Source organism: Mycobacterium sp. NGS67 (genome assembly GCF_059812185.1).
In genome coordinates this window covers 89,451-113,018 of sequence record NZ_JCALCF010000016.1, presented here as the reverse complement: position 1 = coordinate 113,018, position 23,568 = coordinate 89,451, and the positions used below count along the sequence as shown (strand labels likewise).

Below are 23,568 nucleotides of genomic sequence, written 5' to 3'. Positions count from 1 at the left end.
TCAGCGTTCCTCGGGTTCCAGCCAGAGCGCCGACATGGGCGGCAGCACCATCACCGCTGACGCGGGTCGACCGTGCCAGGGATCGTCGGTGGCGTCGACCCCGCCGAGGTTGCCGATCCCCGAGCCGTTGTAGACCGTTGCGTCGGTGTTGAGCACCTCCCGCCAGCGTCCGGCCAGAGGCAGGCCGAGACGGTAGTTGCTGTGCTCGGCGCCGGCGAAGTTGAACACGCACGCCATGACCGAGCCGTCGCTGCCGTAGCGCAGGAAGCTCAACACGTTGTTGGCCGAGTCATTGGCGTCGATCCAGGAGTAGCCCTCGGGTGTGGTGTCCTGGCTCCACAGCGCCGGATGGCTGGTGTAGATCGCGTTGATGTCGCGGACCAGCCGTAACGCTCCGTTGGAGAAGCCCTGCTCGTCGAGCTGCCACCAGTCCAGGCCGCGTTCCTCCGACCACTCGGCGCGCTGCCCGAACTCCTGGCCCATGAACAGCAACTGCTTGCCGGGGTGGGCCCACTGGTAGGCGAGCAGGCTGCGCAGGCCGGCCGCTTTGGCGTGATTGTCGCCGGGCATCCGGCCCCACAGCGTCCCCTTGCCGTGCACCACCTCGTCGTGGCTCAGGGGCAGCACGTAGTTCTCGCTGAACGCATACAGCAACGAGAACGTCATCTCGTGGTGGTGGTAGTTGCGGTAGATCGGGTCACGGCTCAGGTAGTCGAGCGTGTCGTGCATCCAGCCCATGTTCCACTTCATCGAAAACCCAAGGCCGCCAAGGTTGGTCGGCCGGGTCACGCCCGGCCACGACGTTGACTCCTCGGCGATGGTGACGATCCCCGGGGCGGCCTTGTGGGCGGTGGCGTTCATCTCCTGCAGGAATTGCACCGCCTCCAGATTTTCCCGCCCGCCGTAGATATTCGGCGTCCAACCACCTTCCGGGCGCGAGTAGTCCAGGTAGAGCATCGATGCCACCGCGTCCACCCGCAGCCCGTCGATATGGAACTCGTGCAGCCAGTACAACGCGTTGGCGACCAGGAAGTTTCGCACCTCGGGCCTCCCGAAGTCGAAAACGTAAGTCCCCCAGTCCAACTGCTCGCCGCGCTTGGGATCGGAATGCTCGTAGAGTGGGGTCCCGTCGAAGCGGCCCAGCGCCCATGCGTCCTTGGGGAAATGGGCAGGAACCCAGTCCACGATGACGCCGATACCGGCCTGGTGCAAGGCGTCGACGACCGCGCGGAACTCGTCGGGCGTGCCGAAGCGCGAGGAGGGCGCGTAATACGACGTGACCTGGTAGCCCCACGAGCCGCCGAACGGATGCTCGGCGACGGGCAACAGTTCGACATGGGTGAAGCCCTGCTCCACAACGTATTCGGTCAACTCGTGAGCAAGCTGACGATAACTGAGTCCGGGCCGCCAGGAGCCCAGATGGACTTCCAGGGTGCTCATCGGCTCGAATACCGGGTTGCGCTGCGCGCGCCGCGCAAGCCAGTCCTCGTCACTCCAGCTGTACTGACTGACCGTGACGCGGGATGCGGTCTGCGGCGGCACCTCGGTACCGAAGGCGAACGGGTCGGCGCGATCGACGACGGCGTCGTCGGCGCCGTGCACCCGGAACTTGTAGAGACCGTCGACGGGGAAGTCCGGCCAGAACAGCTCCCAGACACCGGAGGAGCCCAGCACCCGCATCGGGGCGTCGTAACCGGTCCACCCGTTGAACTCGCCGATCAGGTTGACGCCCTTGGCATTCGGGGCCCATACCGCGAACGATACGCCCGTCACGACGCCGTCGGGTGTGGTGAACGAACGGGGATGGGCGCCGAGCACCTCCCACAACCGTTCGTGGCGGCCTTCGGCGAACAGGTGCAGATCGACTTCGCCCAGCGTCGGAAGGAATCGGTAGGCGTCGGCCACGACGTGCGTACCGGAGCCGTCGTAGGCGACCTCGAGCCGGTAGTCGACCAGGTCGACGAAGGGCAGTGCGACAGCGAACAGTCCGGAGTCGATGTGCTGCAACGGGAATCGCTGCTCGCCGACGAGCGCGACGACGCTGGTCGCGTGCGGGCGAAGGGTCCGGATCACCGTGTGGTCACCGTATTCGTGGGCGCCGAGAATGCTGTGCGGGTTGTGGTGCACGCCGGCGACCAGGCGTCCCAACTCGTCGGGGTCGGGTGCCAGATGTGTCGTGGCGAGATCAGTCCGATTCATTACCTCTCACTTCCTGCGCAGCAGCGTGATTCGGGATTCTTCGGGAATGGCGGGCATGTTGACGATGTGCGCCACTGCCCGGCCCGGATCGAGGCGAACGTAATTGGCTTGGCCCCATTGGTATTCCTCGCCGGTGATCTCGTCGCGGACCCAGAATCGGTCATAGGGCTCCATACCCAGTGCCTCCATGTCCAACCACAGCGTCGATTCCTCGGCCACGAAAGCATTCAGGGTGACGACCACCAGGACGCAGTCGCCGGTGGCCGGGTCGAACTTGCTGTAGGCCAGCAGGGCGTCGTTGTCCAGATGATGGAAGTGGATGGTGCGCATCTGCTGCAGTGCGGGATGCAGGCGCCGAATCTCGTTGAGCCGGGCGATGAACGGCTCCAACGAATTCCCGGCCGCCAGCGCGCCGGCGAAGTCGCGGGGACGTAGTTCGTACTTCTCCGAATCCAGATATTCCTCGCTGCCCTCGCGCACCGCGCGGTGCTCGAACAGCTCGTATCCCGAGTACACCCCCCAGGCCGGACTCATGGTCGCTGCCAGCGCCGCCCGGATGGCGAACATTCCCGGGCCGTTGTGCTGCAGGATCGCATGCAGGATGTCGGGGGTGTTGACGAAGAGGTTCGGGGTGCGGAAGTCGGCGAGTCGGGCGATGTCGTTGCCGAACTCGGTGAGCTCCCATTTGGCGGTGCGCCACGTGAAATAGCTGTAGGACTGGGTGAATCCGAGTTTGGCCAGACCGTACTGACGGGCCGGGGGAGTGAAGGCCTCGGACAGGAACAACACGTCGGGGTCGACGGATTTGACCTGGCCGATCAGCCACGCCCAGAAGTTCGGTGGCTTGGTGTGCGGGTTGTCGACGCGAAAGAACTTGACACCGTGGTCGATCCAGTGCCGCACGACGCGCAGGACTTCGTCGTAGAGACCGGCCGGGTCGTTGTCGAAGTTGATCGGATAGATGTCCTGGTACTTCTTGGGCGGGTTCTCCGCGTAGGCGATGGTGCCGTCTGGCAATTCGGTGAACCAGTTGCGGTGATCGCGCGCCCACGGGTGATCCGGGGCGCATTGCAGCGCCAGATCCAGGGCCACTTCCAGGCCCAGATCGCGTGCGGTGGCGACGAAGTCGTCGAAATCATCGATGGTGCCCAGCTGCGGGTGCACCGCGTCGTGGCCGCCTTCGTCACTGCCGATCGCCCAGGGTGAGCCGACATCGCCGGGGGCGGCGGTGGGATTGTTGTTGCGCCCCTTGCGGTGCACCTTGCCGATCGGATGGATCGGCGGCAGGTAGACGACGTCGAATCCCATCTCGGCGATCCGGGGCAACGCGGCCGCCGCAGTGGCGAAGGTGCCGTGTACCGGTTTGCCGTCGGCGTCCCACCCACCGGTCGAACGCGGAAACATCTCGTACCACGAGCCAAAGTGAGCAAGCGGCCGATCCACCCAGACGTCGAACTGCTCACCGCGGGTGACCAACTCCCGCAACGGGAACTCGTCCAGCAGATCGGCGATCTCCGGTGTCAGCGCCAACGCGGTTCGGGTCACCGGATCGCCCGGCGTCCGCAGCGCCGTAACGGCTTCCAACAGCGGTCCGCGCTGCTGGCGCGGCACACCCGTCGCGGCGCGTTCCAACAGCGCGGCCCCGACCAACAGGTCGTTGGACAGTTCCTTTTCGCCTTGGCCCGCATCGAGTTTCGCGACCAACCCGTGACGCCAGGTATGAATCGGATCACCCCAGCCGTCCACGCGAAACGTCCACAGACCTACCCGGTCCGGAGCGAATTGACCATGGAACACATACGGTTCCAAGCCCAGTGACATCGGCAGGTGTAGCGGTTTGACACGATCTTCCGGCGGCGCTCCCGCCGGCTTCACATCGGTGTCCGGGGCCTGCACCGCCTTGATCCGGCGGACCTCGGTCACCTGCGGATAGCGAGTTCCGAGGTAGCGCACCACCAGGGTGGCCGCCACCGCCTCGTGACCTTCCCGCCATACCGCGGCGCGGACCGGGATTACCTCCCCGACGACCGCTTTGGCGGGATACGTACCGCATGAGACGACGGGCTGGACGTCATCGATCTCGACACGACCGGGCACCAATCACTCCGTTCCGATTCGCCCGGTTCCTCCCCGGTCCGTGTGAGCGGACCGCATCGTCACCGGACGGTTCCGATTTGTCCGGCTCCTCCGCGGCCCGGCCCTGGGCCGCATCATCGCCGGAGTGTTCTGCGAGTACTCACCCCGGGCGAACGCACAGGTCGTTGTCGGGGTGTCATCTGTGGGTCGGTCCGTTCGCCTCTTTGCGCCCCATACCCACCCTAGTGGCCGACTACACCGAAGGTGTCCAAGCCGACTGCCCGACAGATCCCGAAGGAATCCTGCACGCTGCGAAAACCTCAGTAAGGTTGAAATGCGTGAAAGCACTCCGCCGCTTTACCGTCCGTGCCCACCTTCCCGACCGCCTCGCGGCGCTCGACCAGCTGTCGACCAACCTGCGCTGGTCCTGGGAGAAGCCCACGCAGGACCTGTTCGCCACCATCGACCCCGAGTTGTGGTCCCGATGTGGCCAGGACCCGGTCGCGGTGCTCGGCGCGGTCAAGCCGTCGCGCCTGGACGAACTGGCGCTCGACGAAAACTTTCTGCGCCGGCTCGACGAGCTCGCAGCCGATTTGGACGACTACCTGACCCGACCGCAGTGGTACCAGCAGCAGGATGCGGCTCAACTGCCCACCGGCATCGCGTACTTCTCGATGGAGTTCGGGGTGGCCGAGGTCTTGCCCAATTACTCCGGCGGCCTGGGGATACTCGCCGGCGACCATCTGAAGTCGGCTTCTGACTTGGGGCTGCCTCTGATCGCGGTGGGCCTCTACTACCGCTCCGGATATTTCCGCCAGTCCCTGACCGCAGACGGCTGGCAGCAGGAGACCTATCCCTCGCTGGACCCGCAGGGGCTGCCGCTGCGGCTGCTGACCGACGCAGCCGGGGATCCGGTGCTGGTCGAGCTGGCGCTGCCGGACTCCGCGCAGCTGCGGGCCCGGATCTGGGTGGCGCAGGTCGGTCGGGTGCCGCTGCTGCTGCTGGACTCCGACGTCCCGGAGAACGAGCACGAATTGCGCGGTGTCACCGACCGTTTGTACGGCGGCGACCAGGAACACCGCATGGTGCAGGAACTGCTGGCCGGCATCGGCGGCGTACGGGCCATTCGCGCATTCACCGCTATCGAGGGGCTGCCGGCGCCCGAGGTGTTCCACATGAACGAGGGCCACGCGGGATTCCTCGGCGTCGAACGGATCCGCGAGTTCATCACGGACTCGGGTTTGGACTACGACACCGCGCTGACGGTGGTGCGGGCCAGCACCGTCTTCACCACCCACACCCCCGTGCCGGCGGGTATCGACCGGTTCCCGGTCGAGTTGGTGCGACGCTATTTCGACGACGAGCGTGACGGCGTCCCAACGCTGTTGCCCGGCGTGCCGACCGCGCGTGTGCTGGCGCTGGGCGCCGAAGACGACCCCACCAAGTTCAACATGGCGCACATGGGATTGCGGCTCGCACAGCGCGCCAACGGTGTCTCGCTGCTGCACGGCCAGGTGAGTCGGGCGATGTTCAACGAGCTGTGGCCAGGATTCGACCCAGGCGAAGTGCCGATCGGCTCGATCACCAACGGTGTGCACGCGCGCACCTGGGCGGCGCCGCAGTGGCTGCAGCTGGGTCGCGAACTGGCAGGCTCGGATTCGTTCCGCGAACCGGCGGTATGGCTGCGGTTGCAGCAGGTCGACGCCGGACATCTGTGGTCGATCCGTTCCCAGTTGCGGGCCCTGCTGGTCGAGGACGTCCGGGCCCGGCTGCGTGAATCATGGCGGGAACGCGGCGCGTCAGAAGCCGAATTGAGTTGGATCGCAACGGCATTCGATCCCAGCGTGCTCACCATGGGGTTCGCCAGGCGGGTCCCGACCTACAAGCGGCTGACCCTGATGCTGCGCGACCCGGATCGGCTGGAGCGGTTGTTGCTCGATCCGGAACGGCCGATCCAGTTGATCGTCGCCGGTAAGTCGCATCCCGCCGACGACGGCGGCAAGGCACTGATCCAGCAGGTGGTGCGGTTCGCCGATCGGCCGGAGGTGCGGCACCGCATCGCCTTCCTGCCCAACTACGACATGTCGATGGCCCGGTTGCTGTACTGGGGCTGTGACGTCTGGCTGAACAATCCGCTGCGACCGTTGGAGGCCTGTGGCACGTCCGGAATGAAGAGTGCGCTGAACGGTGGGCTGAATCTGTCGATCCGCGACGGATGGTGGGACGAGTGGTACGACGGCGAAAACGGTTGGGAGATACCGTCGGCCGACGGAGTGGCCGACGAGCACCGCCGCGACGACCTGGAGGCCACGGCGCTGTACAACCTGCTCGAGCAGGCGGTGACGCCGAAGTTCTACGAACGCGACGAGCACGGGACGCCGCCGCGTTGGATCGAGATGGTGCGGCACACGTTGCAGACGCTCGGACCGAAAGTGCTGGCTTCGCGGATGGTCACCGATTACGTCGAGCAGTACTACACGCCGGCGGCGCAGTCGCTGCGCAAGACCGTGGCCGCTCCGGAAGGTGGCGAGGTGTTCGATGTGGCACGCGAACTGGCCGCGTACCGTCGTCGCGCCGAAGCCGCCTGGCCCGAGATCGACATCACCGACGTCGACAGCACCGGGCTGCCGGACACCCCCCTGCTCGGGTCGAAGCTGACCCTGACCGCCACCGTGCAACTGGCCGGCCTCTCACCCGACGAAGTGGCCGTGCAAGCGGTGGTGGGCAGGGTCGACGCGGCCGACGAGCTACAGGATCCGCTCGTGCTGGGGATGACCTACGCCGGCAGCGCCGAAGGCGGCAACCAGGTGTTCTCGACGACGACGCCGCTACCGCTGGCCGGGGCGCTGGGGTACACCGTGCGGGTGCTGCCGCGGCACCCGATGCTGGCCGACAGCAGCGAACTCGGTCTCGTCACGCTCGCCTAATGCCGGCGAGCAGTCCCCCGCAAGCGGGAGGTGCCCCCAGCAAAAGCCCCTATTTCGTGCCGAAATCGGGTGCTTTTGCGTCTGCTCGCGCGGGGGAGTTACCCACCAACCGGGTGAGGGCCGCGCGGACCTGGGCGGCGTTCGTCGTCGGCCAGAACGGGGGCAGCGAGGCGCGCAGGTATTCGCCGTAGCGGGCGGTGGCCATCCGCGAGTCCAGTACCGCGACCACGCCGCGGTCTTCGACGCGACGCAGCAGCCGTCCCGACCCCTGCGCCAGCAACAGCGCCGCGTGGCTGGCGGCGACGGCCATGAAACCGTTTCCACCGCGGGCGGCCACGGCGCGCTGGCGGGCGCTGAGCAGCGGGTCGTCCGGCCGCGGGAACGGGATCCGGTCGATCAGCACCAATGACAGCGACGGTCCTGGCACGTCGACGCCCTGCCAAAGCGACAGGGTGCCGAACAACGAGGTCGCCGGGTCGTCGCTGAATTGCTCGACCAGGGCCGACGTGCTGTCGTCGCCCTGGCACAGCACCGGGGTGGTCAGCCGCTCGCGCATCGCCTCGGCGGTCGCGCGGGCCGCACGCATCGATGAGAACAGTCCCAGGGTGCGTCCGCCGGCGGCGGTGATGAGTTCGGCGATCTCGGTGAGTTGCTCGGCCGAGCCGGTGGAATCGCGACCCGGCGGCGGGAGATGCGCGGCGATGTAGAGAATCCCGGCCTTGGCGTGCTGGAACGGCGATCCGACGTCCAAACCGCGCCAGGACTCGTCCCCGCTCAGACCCCACGCGGTCGCCATCGCGTCGAACGCCCCGCCTACCGTCAGCGTCGCCGACGTCAACACCGTCGTCGAGCGGCTGAACACGTGCTCGGCCAGCAGCCCGGCCACCGACAGCGGGGCCACCCGCAACACCGCGCGCGGTGTGCCGCGGTTTTCCTCGTGGTCGAGCCAGACGATGTCGGTGCGATCGGGGATGGCGGGTCCGAACGAAGACAGCATCCGCGCGGCGGTGTCGGAGATCTCGATCAGCGCGGCGGCCGCTTCCGCGCGCGCGGCGGCCGCCCGGGCGTCGCTGGTGCCGTCGATCGCCGAACGGGCCGCGGCGGCTGCGTCGCGCAGCGCGGTCAGGTAGGTGGCAAGTTCGTCGTCGAGATAGTCGATGCGGCCGGGCTGAGCGTCGTGGATCGCCGAGGAGAAGGTCGCCGACGCGGCTTCCAGACGCTGCACCAATTCGGGGTCCACCAACCGGGCGATGCGCCGCGCGGCCACGCCCAGCGTCGCCGACGTCAACTCCGCGGTGGCCACCGACGTGACCCGGTCGACCAACTCGTGCGCCTCGTCCACGACCAGCAAGTCGTGCTCGGGCAGCACGGCCGAGTCCGCCACGGCGTCGATGGCCAGTAGCGCGTGATTGGTGACGACGACATCGGCTTTGCCTGCCCGGCCCCGGGCGCGTTCGGAGAAGCACTCGGTGCCGAACGGGCAGCGGGCCACCCCGATGCACTCTCGCGCCGAGACGCTGACCTGCGACCAGGACCGGTCCGGCACACCGGGTTTCAGGTCGTCGCGGTCGCCGGATTCGGTGGTCGTCGCCCATTCGGTGAGGCGTTGCACGTCACGGCCCAGCGCGCTGATCGTCATCGGGTTGAACAGTTCCTCTTGCGGGACGTCCGACTCGTCGCCTTGACCGCCGTGAATCTTGTTCAGACACAAGTAATTTCGACGGCCCTTCAGTAGCGCGAAGGTCGGCCGTCGCGGCAGCGCGTCGTCCAGAGAGTCGGCCAGCCGGGGTAGGTCGCGCTCGACGAGTTGGCGCTGCAACGCAATCGTCGCCGTCGACACCACCACGGGCACGTCGTCGCTGACCGCACGCAGGATCGAGGGAACCAGGTACGCCAACGACTTACCGGTGCCGGTGCCGGCCTGCACCACCAGGTGCTCGCCGGTCTCAAAAGCCTGCGCGATCGCGGCGGCCATCTGCTGCTGACCGCGACGTTCGCTGCCGCCGAGCGCGGCCACCGCGGTGGCCAGCAGCGCAGTGACCGACTCCGACACTGCTCAGGCCGAGACGATCTGCGTCGGGATCGCGGGTTCGCCGGCCGACAGGCTCAGGCCCTCCCACGGCAGGCTCCGCAATCCCGCCGCCACCCGCTGGCGCGCCGCCGACAGATCGCCGTCGTAGACCACCTCACCGCCGCGCACCAGCGGCGTCGTCAGTACCCGGTGCGGCTCCTCGACTCGGGGCGGGCGCCCGGCCGGATGCACGATCTCTTCGGTGATGGTGCCGGTCGGCCGGGACACCCGCAGCGCCGCTTTGCGGCCACCGTGTGATTGCTTCTGGCTGCTGCGTTTCTGCACCGGAATGCCGTCCACCTCGACGAGTTTGTAAACCATGCCGGCGGTCGGGGCGCCCGAACCGGTCACCAACGAGGTACCGACGCCGTAGCGGTCCACCGGCGCGGCCGCCAGAGCGGCGATGGAGAATTCGTCGAGATCGCCGGTCAGGACGATGCGGGTCTGCGTTGCACCCAGTTGGTCGAGTTGGGCGCGGACCTGATGCGACAGCGCGGCAAGATCACCGGAATCGATGCGCACCGCCCCGAGGCCCGGGCCGGCGGCAGCCACGGCGTTGGCCACTCCCGTCGTCACGTCATAGGTGTCGACCAGCAACGTGGTGTCCACGCCCAGGGCATCGACCTGTGCGCGGAACGCGGCGAGCTCGTCGGGACCACTGTCCCAGGTGTGCACCATGGTGAACGCGTGCGCGGCGGTACCCACCGCGGGCACGCCGTAGAGCCGCTGGGCCTCGAGGTTGGAAGTGCCGGCGCAACCGGCGAGGTAGGCGGCGCGCGCTGCCGCCACGGCGGCGCGTTCGTGGGTACGGCGGGTGCCCATCTCGATCACCGGGCGATCGCCGGCGGCACTGACCATCCGGGCCGCGGCCGACGCAATCGCCGTGTCGTGATTGAAGATCGACAGCGCCAGGGTTTCCAGCAGCACGCACTCGGCGAAGCTGCCGTGCACCGACAACACCGGGGAGTTCGGAAAGTACAGTTCGCCCTCGGCGTAGCCGTCGATGTCACCGCCGAACCGGAAATCCCGCAGATAGGCGATCGTGTCGGAATCCAAGAACTGGGCCAGCAGCTCGCACGCGGCATCGTCGAACCTGAACTGCGACAAGGCTTCCAGCAGCCGGCCGGTTCCGGCGACCACCCCGTAGCGGCGCCCCGGCGGGAGACGCCGGGCGAACAGGTCCCAACTGGTCCGTCGCCGGGCGGTGCCGTCGCGCAGAGACGCGGCCAACATGGTCAGTTCGTACTTGTCGGTCAGCAGCCCAGCCGATGCCGCTTCAGTCACGGGCGTTCACCTCGCTAACGGTATCGGCTGACCACTCGACGCGCGCTCGGTATTCTTGGCCCCATGGTTGTAGCGATAGCGCCGGCCAAGCCGGGCAGCACGGGGCAACGCGAATCCGCTCCGGTCGAGGCTACGACGAGCCCCTGGGTGACCATCGTCTGGGACGACCCCGTCAATTTGATGACGTACGTGACGTATGTATTCCAGAAGTTGTTCGGCTACAGCGAGCCGCACGCCACCAAGCTGATGCTGCAGGTGCACAACGAAGGCAAGGCGGTGGTGTCCTCGGGCAGCCGCGAGTCCATGGAAGTCGACGTGTCCAAGCTGCATGCCGCCGGTTTGTGGGCGACCATGCAGCAGGACCGCTGAGATCCGAGCTCTCCGGTATTCATCGTGCGCAAATGGAAGCGCGTGGAGACGCGCAACGGTCCTCGTTTCAGGTCGTCCCTCGCCCCGCATGAAGCGGCCCTGCTGCAGAATCTGGTCGGCGCGATGATCGGCTTGCTCGACGAGCGCCAGTCGACCTCGCCGTCCGACGAACTCGAGGAGATCACCGGGATCAAGACGGGGCATTCCCAGCGTCCGGGCGACCCCACGCTGGGGCGGCTGCTCCCCGATTTCTATCGAAGCGACGACGCGGATCCGCTGACTCTGGAAGGGTCCGAGGCGCTCAACTCGGCGCTGAGGAGTCTGCACGAGCCCGACATCATCGACGCCAAACGTAGTGCCGCCCAACAGTTGTTGGATACGGTGCCGGCCAACGGCGGTCGCCTGGAGCTCACCGAAGAGAGCGCCAACGCATGGATCTCCGCTGTCAACGACCTGCGGCTGACGCTCGGGGTCATGCTCGAGATCGGTCCGCAGGGCCCCGAACGGCTGCCCGCCGACCATCCGCTGGCGGCGCATTTCGACGTCTACCAATGGCTGACGGTGTTGCAGGAGTACCTGGTCCTGGTGCTGATGGGGTCCAGATGACCTTGTTGGCCGCGCAATGAACTCCATCACCGACGTCGGTGGCATCCGCGTCGGCCACCACCACCGGCTGGACCCCGATGCCTCGCTGGGTGCCGGGTGGGCGTGCGGCACGACGGTGGTGTTGCCGCCGCCGGGCACCGTCGGAGCCGTCGATTGCCGGGGCGGTGCACCGGGGACGCGCGAAACCGATCTGCTCGACCCGATCAACAGCGTGCGCTATGTGGACGCGGTGTTGTTGACCGGTGGCAGCGCCTACGGGCTGGCCGCCGCCGACGGCGTGATGCGCTGGCTGGAGGAACAGCAGCGTGGTGTCGCCATGGAGGGCGGCGTCGTGCCGATCGTGCCGGGCGCGGTGATCTTCGACCTGCCGGTGGGCGGTTGGGGGTGCCGACCGACGGCCGAATTCGGTTATGCCGCATGCGAAGCCGCCTCGGACGAGGTGCCGGTCGGGACGGTCGGTGCCGGGGTGGGCGCACGGGCGGGCGTGCTCAAAGGCGGCGTGGGAACCGCGTCGCTCACCTTGCCGTCCGGTGTGACGGTCGGCGCGCTGGTGGTGGTCAACGCCGCCGGCGACGTCGTCGACCCCAGCACCGGTCTTCCCTGGATGGCCGAGCTGATCGGCGAGTTCGCTCTGACGCCCCCGCCGCCCGCAGAGATCGACGCGCTGGCGCAGCTGCCGTCGCCGTTGAGCGACCTGAACACGACGATCGCCGTGGTCGCGACCGACGCGGCACTGAGCCCGGCCGCGTGCCGGCGGATGGCGATCGCGGCGCACGACGGCCTCGCGCGCGCCCTGCGTCCGGCGCATACCCCACTGGACGGCGACACGGTCTTCGCGCTGGCCACCGGCGCCATCGAGGTGCCGCCGTCGGCCAATACCCCCGCCGCGATGTCTCCGGAGACCGGGCTACTCACCGCGGTGGGTGCCGCGGCGGCCGACTGCCTGGCGCGTGCGGTGCTCAGCGGGGTGCTCGCCGCCCGGTCGGTGGCCGGCATACCGGCTTACCGTGACGTGGTGCCCGGGGCGTTCGGGAAGTGATCGGTGTCGGCAGAATCCCGATCGGCGACCGCCCCGGTAGCCTGGTTGATGCCGAAAACGCTCCGGAAGGGCAGCCATGGGCTTGAGGTCACGCACACCTGCGACGCAGGAGAAAAAGCCCCGATGGGTGGTCGGGGGAGCCACCATCCTCACCTTCGTCGCGTTGCTCTGGCTCATCGAGCTCTGGGACAGCCTGAGCAATCATCGCCTCGACTCCAACGGCATCCGGCCGCTCGAGGCTGACGGGTTGCGAGGCATCCTCGTCGCGCCCCTACTCCATTCGAACTGGGATCACCTGATCGCCAACACCATTCCGGCGCTGGTGCTCGGTTTCCTGATGACGCTGGCGGGCCTGTCGCGGTTCATCTTCGCCACGGCCATCATCTGGATCCTCGGTGGCTTCGGCACGTGGCTTATCGGCAATGTGGGCGCGCACTGCCCGTACGTCGGTGTGCGGTGCGAGACCAACCACATCGGCGCGTCGGGCCTCATCTTCGGCTGGCTGGCGTTCCTGATCCTGTTCGGGTTCTTCACGCGCAAGGTGTGGGAGATCGTCGTCGGCATCATCGTGATGTTCATCTACGGCGGCGTCCTGCTCGGCGTGCTGCCCGGCACCCCCGGCGTCTCGTGGCAGGGACACCTGTGCGGCGCCATCGCCGGGGTGGTCGCGGCGTACCTGTTGTCGTCTCCGGAGCGCAGAGCCCGCGAGCGCAAGCGAACGCCGCACGTCAAGCCATGAGCTCACCGCTGTCACCCGTCGGGATCTTCGACTCCGGCGTGGGCGGACTGACGGTCGCCCGCGCGATCATCGACCAATTGCCCGACGAGGACATCGTCTACGTCGGTGACACCGGCAACGGTCCCTACGGGCCGCTGGCCATCCCCGAGATCCGCGCGCACGCGCTGGCCATCGGGGACGACTTGGTCAGCCGGGGCGTCAAGGTTCTGGTCATCGCCTGCAACTCCGCGTCGGCGGCATGCCTGCGCGACGCGCGGGAACGCTACGACGTGCCCGTCGTCGAAGTGATCCTGCCTGCGGTGCGGCGCGCGGTCGCCGCAACCCGTAACGGCCGCATCGGGGTGATCGGCACCCGGGCAACCATCGAGTCGCACGCTTACCAGGATGCGTTCGCCGCGGCCCGCGACACCGAGATCACCGCGGTGGCCTGCCCGCGGTTCGTCGACTTCGTCGAGCGCGGGGTCACCAGCGGGCGTCAGGTGCTGGGCTTGGCAGAGGGCTACCTGGAACCGCTGCAGCGCGCCGGGGTCGACACGCTGGTACTCGGGTGCACGCACTACCCGTTGCTGTCGGGACTGATCCAATTGGTGATGGGGGAGGACGTCACGCTGGTCTCCAGCGCCGAGGAGACCGCCAAACAGGTGCTTCGCGTGCTCACCGAAACCGACCTGCTGCACCCGCACGACGGGTCGTCCGCAACGCGGGTGTTCGAAGCCACCGGTGACCCGGAGTCCTTCACCCGACTGGCGGCGCGGTTTCTGGGTCCGGCTGTCACAGGTGTCGAGCCCGTCCGTCGCACCCACGTCCATTAGCTGTGCAGGCGACTCCGACCTTTGAATGCGGCGATGTTTTCCCCATCGTGGTAGTGGGCATGGCACAGTGGTGTCCGTGCGATTAACCGTGCTCGGATGCTCCGGTAGCGTCGTGGGTCCGGATTCGCCCGCGTCGGGCTATCTACTTCGGGCTCCGGATACCCCACCGCTGGTCATCGACTTCGGCGGAGGTGTACTCGGCGCCCTGCAGCGCCACGCCGATCCCAGCTCGGTGCACGTGTTGTTGTCGCATCTGCACGCCGACCACTGCCTGGATCTGCCGGGCTTGTTCGTGTGGCGTCGCTACCATCCGACGTCACGTCCCGCCGGCAAAGCGCTGCTGTACGGGCCGAGCGACACCTGGTCGCGGCTGGGCGCGGCGTCCTCGCCGTACGGCGGCGAGATCGACGACTGCTCGGACATTTTCGATGTCCGCCACTGGGTCGACCGCGAGGCGGTGACCATCGGCGCGCTCACGATCACACCTCGGCTGGTGGCGCACCCCACCGAGTCGTTTGGTCTGCGCTTCACCGACCCTTCCGGAGCATCGCTGGTGTACAGCGGTGACACCGGTGAATGCGACCAGCTCGTCGAACTGGCGCGCGGCGCCGACGTCTTCCTCTGCGAGGCGTCCTGGACGCATTCGCCCAAACACCCACCAGATCTGCATCTGTCCGGGACCGAGGCGGGCCGGGCGGCGGCGCGGGCCGGTGTCCGCGAGTTGCTGTTGACGCATATCCCGCCGTGGACGTCGCGTGAGGACGTGATCAGCGAGGCCAAGGCCGAGTTCGACGGGCCGGTGCATGCCGTGGTGCCCGGCGAGACGTTCGAAATCCGCCGGACCGGCTAGCGCGTCGACGCGACGGCTAGGGTGGGCGTCGTGTCCAAACGAGAAGACGGCCGCCTCGACGACGAGCTTCGCCCGGTGGTCATCACCAGGGGTTTCACCGAGAATCCTGCGGGCTCGGTGTTGATCGAATTCGGCCAGACCAAGGTCTTGTGCACGGCCAGCGTCACCGAGGGGGTGCCGCGGTGGCGCCGAGGATCCGGTCTGGGTTGGCTTACCGCCGAATACGCGATGCTGCCCTCGGCGACTCACACCCGCTCCGACCGCGAATCGGTCAAGGGACGGATCGGCGGCAGGACCCAGGAGATCAGTCGGCTGGTCGGTCGGTCACTGCGCGCGTGCATCGATCTGGCGGCGCTGGGCGAGAACACCATCGCCGTCGACTGCGACGTGTTGCAGGCCGACGGCGGCACCCGCACGGCGGCGATCACCGGCGCCTACGTGGCGTTGGCCGACGCGGTCACCTACCTGTCCGCGCACGGGAAGTTGTCCGACCCGAGGCCGCTGTCGTGCGCGATCGCGGCGGTGAGCGTCGGGGTGGTCGACGGCCGGGTGCGCGTCGACCTGCCTTACGAAGAGGACTCACGGGCCGAAGTCGACATGAACGTGGTCGCCACCGACACTGGGACGTTGGTCGAGGTGCAAGGCACCGGCGAGGGTGCGACGTTCCCGCGCTCGACCCTGGACAAGCTGCTGGACATGGCGCTGGGCGCCTGCGACTCGCTGTTCGCCGCGCAGCGTGAGGCCCTGGCGCAGCCGTATCCCGGTGTGCTCCCCGAAGGGCCGTCGCAGCCGAAGGCGTTCGGAAGCTGAGCGGGTTGCTGGTCGCCAGCCGCAACCGCAAGAAGCTGGCCGAACTGCAACGGGTGCTGGACGGAGCCGGGCTGTCCGGGGTGACGCTGATGTCGCTGGACGACGTGCCGCCGTTCGACGAAGCACCCGAGACCGGTGCCACCTTCGAGGACAACGCGCTGGCCAAGGCCCGCGATGCGTTCGCCGCGACCGGCCTGCCCAGCGTCGCCGACGACTCCGGGTTGGAAGTCGCCGCGCTGAACGGGATGCCGGGGGTGCTGTCGGCGCGCTGGTCGGGCAAGCACGGCGACGACGCCGCCAACACCGCGTTGTTGCTGGCCCAGCTTCGTGACGTGCCCGACGGGCGGCGCGCAGCGGCCTTCGTCTCAGCCTGCGCGCTGATCTCGGACGCCGACGAAGTGGTGGTGCGCGGGGAGTGGTCCGGGTCCATCGCTCGGGAGCCGCACGGCGACGGTGGGTTCGGCTACGACCCGGTGTTCGTCCCCGAGGGTTCGGGCGGGCGCACCGCCGCGCAACTCAGTCCGGCTGAAAAGGACGCGGTATCGCATCGCGGCCGCGCGCTGGCTTTGCTGTTGCCCGCGTTACGGGGGCTGCCGGGGCTGAGCGCGCTCAGAGCGCGAACTGCACTTTGATCTCGCGGGTCTGGCGTTGCTCGACGACGATCCCCAGGATCGGGACGGTGCCGGCGAGCAGCACGCCGACCGTCTTTCCGATCGGCCAACGGACCTTGATGGCGAGATTGAACGCCGCCAGCATGTAGACGAAGTACATCCAGCCGTGCACGACCTCGATCCAGCGGATCTCGCGATCGAACACCAGATGCGAGACGATCTCGCCGCACAGTGCGATCAGCCAGATGCCGGTGATCCACGCCATGATCCGGTACGCGGTCAGCGCGGTGCGGATCTTCTCGACGGGGAACACCGAGGTGCCGCGTTCTGTGTCGGGGTTGCTCATGCGGTTGTCCTGTTCTGTTTTTCGGCGTCGTTCTTGGCGAGTTCGGCCAGGTAGGCGTTGTATTCGCGCAAGGCGGGATCGTCAGACGGTGGCGGTGGCGGCTTCGGGCGTTCGGGTAGCAGCCCGGGAGGTATCTCGTTGGCCGTGTGGCGCGGCTCCGGCGGCGTGTCCTCGTACCGGACGAAGTTGCGGTACGCATAGACCCAGAACCAGGCGAAGAGCGGCCATTGCAGCGCGTAGCCGAGGTTCTGGTAGCCGCCCGACACCGACTGGAACCTGGTCCACTGCCACCAGCCCAGCGCCAGGCAGGCACAGGCCGCGAGGATCACCAGAGCGATCAGCGCGGGCCGGTGGCGGCGTCGTCGAGGAGCCTGGGTGGACACAACATGACGGTACCGCGCGGCGCCCCGCCGACGGCTCCGTCGGGTAGCCGGAGCGGTACCATCGGCAAGGCGCGCGGGCGTGATGAAATTGGCAGACATGCCGGCTTTAGGTGCCGGTGCTCGAGAGAGCGTGTGGGTTCGAGTCCCTCCGCCCGCACAGATCTTTGCTCCTGCATCGACTTCGAGGGAGGGCGATTTGTCCGTCGCACGACGTGAGCGTGCCGCTCTGGTGGAAACCATGCTCGCAGCCGGACCCGAAGCGCCCACCTTATGCGAAGGCTGGACCACCCGGGATCTGGCCGCGCACCTGGTGATTAGGGAGTACCGTCCGGACGCCGGGCCCGGAATCCTGATTCCGTTCTTCGCCGGCCACACCGAACGACTGCAGAACAAGGTCGCGGCGGAGACCGACTGGGAAGACCTGGTGGACAAGGTCGCTTCCGGTCCGCCGGCCTACTCGCCGTTCAAGTTGCTCGATCCGGTGGCCAACGTCGGTGAGATGTTCATCCACCACGAGGACGTGCGCCGCGCCCGGCCGGGCTGGGAGCCCCGCGAACTCGATCCCGAGCTGGCGGCCAGGTTGCGGCGCAACCTGTCGCTGATGGGCCGGTTGACGTTGGCGAAGGTTCCCGGACGGGTCGCGTTGCGCACCACCGACGGCAAAACGGTGCTGATCGCCGGACGCGGGCCGGCGGTGACGGTGACCGGGCCGCCCGAGGAATTGCTGCTGTTCGCGGTCGGCCGGGAAGCGCGGGTGGACTTCGACGGTGACGAGGCGGCGATCCGCGCCGTTCGCGAGGCGCCCAAGAGCCTGTAGCCGCCACCAGTTTGACCGGCGGTAAGGTAACCCTTAGTTTGTGGGGGTAACTTACTAGCTCGGAGCGTGGCAGCTGATGAAAACCGTGTCCCGGGTGGTGAGTGAAACCGCCGCGGGAGAGGACCGTTGATGGCACGCGGATTTTCCGGCGTGATGATGAAGGGCTTCGGCGCGCGCGACCACATCGCGACTGTGCTCGAAACCTTCGAGATCGCACCGCATTTCGTGCGGATCCGGATGGAGTCACCGACGCTGTTCGGTGAGGTCGAGCCGGAGCCGGCCGCGTGGCTGCGGTTCTGGTTCCCCGACCCGAAGGGCTCCAAGACCGAATTCCAGCGCGGTTACACCCTTTCCGAAGCTGACGCGTCCACCGGCAGGTTCGCCGTCGACGTGGTGTTGCACGAGCCTGCCGGACCCGCCTCCACGTGGGCCCGAAGCGTGCAACCCGGGACGACGATCGCGGTCATGGCACTGATGGGCTCCTCGCGCTACGACAGCCCCGACGAACAACCGGCCGGCTATCTGCTGATCGGCGACTCGGCGTCGATCCCGGGCATGAACGGGATCATCGGAACCGTCCCGGACGACGTGCCGATCGAGATGTACCTCGAGCAACACGACGACAACGACCCCTTGATCCCCATCACGCGGCACCCCCGGCTGCAGGTGCATTGGGTCGCGCGCCACGACGACAGATCACTGGCGAACGCGATCGAAAGCCGGGACTGGTCGAACTGGTACTGCTGGGCCACGCCAGAAGCCAACGCGCTCAAGAACGTTCGCAAGAGGCTGCGCGACGAGTTCGGCTTCCCCAAGTCCGAGGTCCATGCGCAGGCATATTGGAGTGCCGGCAAGGAGATGGGCACCCGCCGCGGCGACGAGCCGGACACCACCGCCGCCGACGATTCGGCTGAAGTGGTTGTGGCGCAACCGGAATCGGCGGCCCGGGGGAGTTGGCGAGCCCAGGCCGCCGGTCAGCTGCTGGCACCGCTGCGTCCGGCGCTGATCGCCTCGGGGGTGCTGCAGGCCATCGTCACGCTGGTGCAGCTGGCGCCGTTCGTCCTGCTCGTCGAATTGGCCCGGCTCCTGGTCGCCGGCGCTGACGAGTCTCGGCTGTGGAACCTCGGCCTGTGGGCGGTTTCGCTATTGGGGCTGGGCACCGTGCTGGGGGCAGGGCTGACCCTGTGGCTCCACGTCGTCGACGCGCGGTTCGCCAGCGACCTGCGATCGCGGTTGTTGGGCAAGCTGTCCCGACTGCCGCTGGGCTGGTTCACCGCACGCGGGTCGGGGTCGATCAAGCAACTGGTGCAGGACGACACACTGTCGTTGCACTACCTGGTCACCCATGCCATTCCGGACGCGGTGAACGCGGTGGTGGCACCGGTGGCGGTGCTGCTCTACCTGTTCGTCGTCGACTGGCGGGTGGCGTTGGTGCTGTTCGGTCCGGTCCTGGTCTACCTGGTGACATCTTCGATGCTGATGATTCAATCCGGGCCGCGGATCGCGCAGTCGCAGCGGTGGGCGGAGAAGATGAGTACCGAAGCCGGCGCCTATCTGGAAGGACAGCCGGTGATCCGCGTTTTCGGCGGTGCCGCCGCGTCGAGCTTCCGGCGGAGCCTGGACGAGTACATCGAGTTCCTGGTCGCCTGGCAACGTCCGCTGGCCGGCAAGAAGACCATGATGGACCTGGCCACCCGTCCGTCGACGTTCCTGTGGCTGATCGTGACCGTCGGCACCCTGCTCGTCGTCACCCACCGGATGGATGCGGTCGACTTGCTGCCGTTCCTGTTGTTGGGCACCACATTCGGAGCCCGACTCCTGGGCATCGCCTACGGCGTCGGTGGCATCCGTGCCGGGACGATGGCCGCCCGCCGCCTGCAGACCGCCCTTGCCGAGCCGGAACTGACCGTCACCGCGGCCGCGCCCCACCCGGCCGAGTCGGCGGTGGTGTTCGACCATGTCAGCTTCGGCTACCGACCCGGCGTACCGGTGATCCGTGACGTGTCACTGGAATTGCGGCCCGGTACCGTCACCGCACTGGTCGGCCCGTCGGGATCCGGAAAGTCCACGCTCGCAGCGCTGTTGGCGAGGTTTCACGACGTCGAGGAAGGCGCGATCCGGGTGGGTGGCAACGACATCCGGTCGCTGAGTGCCGACGAGCTCTACACCCGGGTCGGATTCGTGCTCCAGGAAACACAACTCGTGCACGGCACCGTCGCCGAGAACATCGCGCTGGCCGTCCCGGAAGCCACCCTCGAGCAGATCCAGACCGCGGCGCGCGACGCGCAGATCCACGACCGGATCCTGCGGCTGCCCAACGGCTACGACACCGTGCTGGGCGCAAGCACCGCGTTGTCGGGTGGCGAGCGGCAACGCCTGACCATCGCCCGCGCGATCCTCGCCGACACGCCGGTGCTCATCCTGGACGAGGCCACCGCCTACGCCGACCCCGAGTCGGAATACCTTGTGCAGCAAGCCCTCAACCGACTGACCCGAGACCGCACCGTGCTGGTGATCGCACACCGGCTGCACACCGTCACCGGGGCCGATCAAATCGTCGTGCTCGACCACGGCCGCATCACCGAACGCGGTACCCACGACGAACTGCTGGCCGCCGACGGCCGCTACCGCCGGCTCTGGGAAACGGGTCGGCCCCGGGCGACGGTGGGCGCGGGGCAGGAGGTCACCGGATGATCCGCACCTGGCTTCGTCTCGTCCCGGCCGATCGTCGCGGCAAGGTGGCTGCTTATGCGGCAATGACTTTCGTCTCCGTCGTGCTACGTGCGGTGGGTGCGGTGCTGCTCGTCCCGTTGGTGGCGGCCTTGTTCGGCGACACACCCCAACGCGCGCTGGTGTGGCTGGGCTGGTTGACCGCCGCGACCGTGATCGGCTGGATCATCGACACCACCACCGCGCGGATCGGATTCGACCTGGGGTTCGCCGTTCTCGACCACACCCAGCACGACGTGGCCGACCGGTTACCCGACATCCGGCTGAACTGGTTCACCGCCGAAAACACCGCGACGGCAAGGCAAGCCATCGCGTCGACCGGACCCGAACTCGTCGGTCTGGTGGTCAACCTGCTGACGCCGCTGATCAGCGCCATCCTGCTGCCCGCGGCCATCGCCTTGGTGTTGCTGCCGATCTCCCGGCAGCTCGGTGTCGCCGCGCTGGCCGGGGTGCCGCTGTTGCTGGGGGCGCTGTGGGCTTCGGTGCGCCTGTCGCGCAAAGCCGATGCGGCCGCCGGTGCGGCCAACAGCAGGCTGACCGAGCGCATCATCGAATTCGCCCGCACCCAGCAGGCGCTGCGGGCTGCGCGACGCGTCGAACCGGCCCGCAGTCTGGTCGGCAATGCCCTCAGCGCCCAGCACAGCGCGACGATGCGGCTGCTGGGCATGCAGATCCCCGGCCAGTTGCTGTTCAGCATCGCCAGCCAGTTGGCGTTGATCCTGCTCGCCGGCGTCACCACGGCCCTGACCGTGGGCGGCACGTTGGGTGTGCCCGAAGCCATCGCGCTGATCGTGGTGATAGCCCGCTACCTCGAGCCGTTCACCACCGTCAGCGAACTGGCGCCGGCACTGGAGAGCACCCGAGCCACTCTCGGCAACATCCGCTCGGTGCTGACCGCGCCCGCTGTGGGCGCCGGGACGGCCCGGTTGCGCCCGGCAGGCTCGGCGCCGCGCATCGTCTTCGACGACGTCACCTTCAGCTACGACGGCAGCACCCATCCTGCGCTGGACGGGGTGAGTTTCTCGCTGGAGCCGGGAACCGCGACGGCGATCGTCGGGCCGTCGGGCTCCGGCAAGAGCACCGTCCTGGCGCTGATCGCCGGCCTGCATCAACCCACCCGAGGGCGGGTCCTGATCGACGACCTGGACGCGGCCACCCTGGACGCCGACGCCCGGCGCAACGCCAGCAGCGTCGTCTTCCAGCATCCCTACCTTTTCCACGGAACGATCCGCGAGAACGTGCTGGCCGGCGCCCCGGATGCGGACGAGGACCGGTTCACCCGCGCCGTCGGTCTGGCCCGGGTCGACGAGCTCACCGGCCGCCTGCCAGACGGCGCGCAGACGGTGGTGGGCGAAGCCGGCTCGGCACTTTCGGGCGGCGAACGTCAGCGGGTCAGCATCGCGCGTGCCCTGCTCAAGGGTGCCCCCATCCTGCTGGTCGACGAGGCGACCAGCGCACTGGACAACGAGAACGAGGTCGCGATCGTCGACGCGCTCACCGCCGACCCGCAGGCGCACACCCGGGTGATCGTGGCCCACCGGCTGGCCAGCATCCGGCACGCCGACCGGGTCCTGTTCGTCGAGAACGGTCGGGTGATCGAAGACGGCGCGGTCGACGACCTGCTGGCCGCCGGCGGCCGGTTCAGCGAGTTCTGGCGCCAGCAGCACGAAGCCGCGGAATGGCGGATCCTGGCCGACTAGGACGGGCACACCGAAAGTCCTGCGGTATGGCTTACAGTCGAGTGCTGTGAGCGTCTTGATGTCGATCCCGAGGTACCCCGCCGACGTGACCGCCGAATGGCTTTCGGCGGTGCTCAGCCAAAGTGGCGCGCCCGTCGAGGTGACCGCAACCGACGTGACTCCGATCGGCACCGGGCAGACCGGCGCCACCTACCGCGTGACGGCCACCTACGGCGGCGATCCGGGCGGTTTGCCGCCCACGTTCGTGATCAAGCTGCCGGCCCAGGACGACGCCGTGCGTGACCGCGTCGTCATCGGGTATCGCAGCGAATGCGCGTTCTATGCTTCGGCCGCCCACCGCGTGCAGGTACCGACACCGCGCTGCTTCTACTCCCAAATCAGCGACGACGCAATGAATTACGCGCTGCTGCTGGCCGACCAGGCGCCGGCGGTGCAGGGTGATCAACTGCTGGGCTGCGGGGAGCAGGAGGCGCGACTGGCGGTGGTCGCACTGGCCGGACTGCACGGACCCAGCTGGTGCGATCGGTTCTGGCTGGACTTTCCCGGTGTCGCGTTCGGTCGTCCCGACGAAGCCGGCGCCCAGGGCATGGGCGAGGTGGCCAAGATGAGCGCCGACATCACCCTGGAGAAGCTCGGCGATCGGATGAGCCTCGAAGACCGCGACACCTTCGCTGCCACAATGGGTTTGGTCACACCGTGGCTGATGGCCGAGCACCACCGGTTCGCGCTGTTGCACGGCGACTACCGGCTGGACAACATGTTGTTCGATCCCGACCACACCCGCATCAGCGTCGTCGACTGGCAAACGCTGGGGGTGGGATTGCCGGCACGCGATCTCGCCTATTTCGCTGCGACCAGCCTGAACTCGCAACTGCGGGGGGCCGTCGAGGAAGACCTGGTGACCGAGTACCACCGGGCGCTGCTGAGTTACGGCGTCCGCGACTACGACCGCGAAACGTGTTGGCGCGACTACCGGCTCGGCGTGTTGCAGGCGCCGCTGATCTCGGCGCTGGGGTTCGCCTTCGCCACCTCCACCGAGCGGGGTGACGACATGGTGCTGACCATGCTGTCGCGCGGCTGTCAGGCGATTCGCGACCTGGGCACCCTGGAACTGATCTCGGGCTAGGGCGTCTCCTGCGCTGAGGGCGCTCCCGTTCGCTGCGTTGATTCTGCGCTCAGGGCGCAACCTACTCGCACTT

At 67.9% G+C, this 23,568-nt stretch carries 19 protein-coding genes and 1 tRNA gene; 14 read left to right on the top strand and 6 right to left on the bottom strand.

Features of this window, described 5'->3' with window-relative positions:
* Together glgB and AC5Y4D_RS16635 are read right to left on the bottom strand one after the other, a co-directional pair.
* Positions 1–2,199 carry a 1,4-alpha-glucan branching protein GlgB gene (gene glgB / locus AC5Y4D_RS16640; RefSeq protein WP_500037637.1) on the bottom strand — a complete coding sequence of 733 codons (2,199 nt, stop codon included), beginning with the start codon at positions 2,197–2,199 and terminating at the stop codon, positions 1–3.
* A gap of 6 nt (positions 2,200–2,205) precedes the next feature.
* Positions 2,206–4,296: an alpha-1,4-glucan--maltose-1-phosphate maltosyltransferase gene (locus AC5Y4D_RS16635; RefSeq protein WP_499941034.1), complete on the bottom strand. Its 2,091-nt coding sequence runs from the start codon at positions 4,294–4,296 to the stop codon at positions 2,206–2,208.
* Positions 4,297–4,613: 317 nt separating this feature from the next.
* Between AC5Y4D_RS16635 and glgP the strand changes: the two genes are divergently transcribed.
* Positions 4,614–7,202 carry an alpha-glucan family phosphorylase gene (glgP, locus tag AC5Y4D_RS16630; RefSeq protein WP_499941033.1) on the top strand — a complete coding sequence of 863 codons (2,589 nt, stop codon included), beginning with the start codon at positions 4,614–4,616 and terminating at the stop codon, positions 7,200–7,202.
* Positions 7,203–7,251: 49 nt separating this feature from the next.
* Here glgP and AC5Y4D_RS16625 read toward each other — a convergent pair whose 3' ends face one another.
* Both AC5Y4D_RS16625 and AC5Y4D_RS16620 read right to left on the bottom strand, forming a co-directional pair.
* A complete protein-coding gene (locus AC5Y4D_RS16625; protein WP_499941032.1) occupies positions 7,252–9,255 on the bottom strand; it encodes an ATP-dependent DNA helicase in 2,004 nt (667 codons plus the stop codon).
* Positions 9,256–9,258: 3 nt separating this feature from the next.
* Entirely contained in the window at positions 9,259–10,557 is a 1,299-nt protein-coding gene (locus AC5Y4D_RS16620) for a nicotinate phosphoribosyltransferase (protein WP_499941030.1), read from the bottom strand.
* 63 nt (positions 10,558–10,620) lie between these two features.
* On the opposite strand from AC5Y4D_RS16620, the gene clpS reads away from it, so the two are divergent.
* The 8 genes from clpS (at position 10,621) to rdgB (ending at position 16,414) form a co-directional block, all read left to right on the top strand.
* On the top strand, positions 10,621–10,926 hold the full coding sequence (clpS, locus tag AC5Y4D_RS16615; RefSeq protein ID WP_055579620.1) for an ATP-dependent Clp protease adapter ClpS: 306 nt from the start codon (positions 10,621–10,623) through the stop codon (positions 10,924–10,926).
* Positions 10,927–10,950: 24 nt separating this feature from the next.
* Positions 10,951–11,532 carry an oxidative stress transcriptional regulator AosR gene (gene aosR / locus AC5Y4D_RS16610; protein ID WP_500037636.1) on the top strand — a complete coding sequence of 194 codons (582 nt, stop codon included), beginning with the start codon at positions 10,951–10,953 and terminating at the stop codon, positions 11,530–11,532.
* A 16-nt stretch (positions 11,533–11,548) separates the two neighbouring features.
* Positions 11,549–12,571 carry a P1 family peptidase gene (locus tag AC5Y4D_RS16605; RefSeq protein ID WP_500037635.1) on the top strand — a complete coding sequence of 341 codons (1,023 nt, stop codon included), beginning with the start codon at positions 11,549–11,551 and terminating at the stop codon, positions 12,569–12,571.
* 76 nt (positions 12,572–12,647) lie between these two features.
* The gene (locus tag AC5Y4D_RS16600; RefSeq protein ID WP_499941025.1) at positions 12,648–13,310 is read left to right on the top strand and encodes a rhomboid family intramembrane serine protease; all 663 of its coding nucleotides are present in this window, start codon (positions 12,648–12,650) and stop codon (positions 13,308–13,310) included.
* The gene (gene murI / locus AC5Y4D_RS16595) at positions 13,307–14,122 is read left to right on the top strand and encodes a glutamate racemase (protein ID WP_500037634.1); all 816 of its coding nucleotides are present in this window, start codon (positions 13,307–13,309) and stop codon (positions 14,120–14,122) included. The genes AC5Y4D_RS16600 and murI overlap by 4 nt, the downstream gene beginning before the upstream one ends.
* Positions 14,123–14,192: 70 nt before the next feature.
* The gene (locus AC5Y4D_RS16590) at positions 14,193–14,972 is read left to right on the top strand and encodes a cyclic nucleotide-degrading phosphodiesterase (protein WP_500037633.1); all 780 of its coding nucleotides are present in this window, start codon (positions 14,193–14,195) and stop codon (positions 14,970–14,972) included.
* Positions 14,973–15,002: 30 nt separating this feature from the next.
* Complete coding sequence (gene rph, locus AC5Y4D_RS16585) at positions 15,003–15,782, top strand: ribonuclease PH (RefSeq protein ID WP_500037632.1); 780 nt, start codon at positions 15,003–15,005, stop codon at positions 15,780–15,782.
* Positions 15,779–16,414 carry an RdgB/HAM1 family non-canonical purine NTP pyrophosphatase gene (gene rdgB, locus AC5Y4D_RS16580; RefSeq protein ID WP_500037646.1) on the top strand — a complete coding sequence of 212 codons (636 nt, stop codon included), beginning with the start codon at positions 15,779–15,781 and terminating at the stop codon, positions 16,412–16,414. Before rph ends, rdgB begins: the two co-directional genes overlap by 4 nt.
* Here rdgB and AC5Y4D_RS16575 read toward each other — a convergent pair.
* Together AC5Y4D_RS16575 and AC5Y4D_RS16570 are read right to left on the bottom strand one after the other, a co-directional pair.
* Positions 16,392–16,739, bottom strand: coding sequence for a DUF3817 domain-containing protein (locus tag AC5Y4D_RS16575; protein WP_500037631.1), 348 nt, complete (start codon positions 16,737–16,739; stop codon positions 16,392–16,394). The two genes, rdgB and AC5Y4D_RS16575, sit on opposite strands and share 23 nt — an antisense overlap.
* A complete protein-coding gene (locus AC5Y4D_RS16570) occupies positions 16,736–17,122 on the bottom strand; it encodes a hypothetical protein (RefSeq protein ID WP_499941016.1) in 387 nt (128 codons plus the stop codon). Before AC5Y4D_RS16570 ends, AC5Y4D_RS16575 begins: the two co-directional genes overlap by 4 nt.
* Before the next feature lie 73 nt (positions 17,123–17,195).
* On the opposite strand from AC5Y4D_RS16570, the gene AC5Y4D_RS16565 reads away from it, so the two are divergent.
* The 5 genes from AC5Y4D_RS16565 to AC5Y4D_RS16545 all read left to right on the top strand — a co-directional run bounded on the left by AC5Y4D_RS16565 (position 17,196) and on the right by AC5Y4D_RS16545 (position 23,495).
* Positions 17,196–17,279, top strand: a tRNA-Leu gene (locus AC5Y4D_RS16565).
* A 39-nt stretch (positions 17,280–17,318) separates the two neighbouring features.
* Positions 17,319–17,939, top strand: a complete 621-nt coding sequence (locus AC5Y4D_RS16560; protein ID WP_500037630.1) for a TIGR03085 family metal-binding protein — start codon at positions 17,319–17,321, stop codon at positions 17,937–17,939.
* A 129-nt stretch (positions 17,940–18,068) separates the two neighbouring features.
* Complete coding sequence (locus AC5Y4D_RS16555; RefSeq protein WP_500037629.1) at positions 18,069–20,633, top strand: ABC transporter ATP-binding protein/permease; 2,565 nt, start codon at positions 18,069–18,071, stop codon at positions 20,631–20,633.
* Positions 20,630–22,369, top strand: coding sequence for an ABC transporter ATP-binding protein (locus AC5Y4D_RS16550; RefSeq protein WP_500037628.1), 1,740 nt, complete (start codon positions 20,630–20,632; stop codon positions 22,367–22,369). The genes AC5Y4D_RS16555 and AC5Y4D_RS16550 overlap by 4 nt, the downstream gene beginning before the upstream one ends.
* Positions 22,370–22,427: 58 nt before the next feature.
* On the top strand, positions 22,428–23,495 hold the full coding sequence (locus AC5Y4D_RS16545) for a phosphotransferase family protein (protein ID WP_500037645.1): 1,068 nt from the start codon (positions 22,428–22,430) through the stop codon (positions 23,493–23,495).
* Positions 23,496–23,568 lie beyond the last annotated feature (73 nt).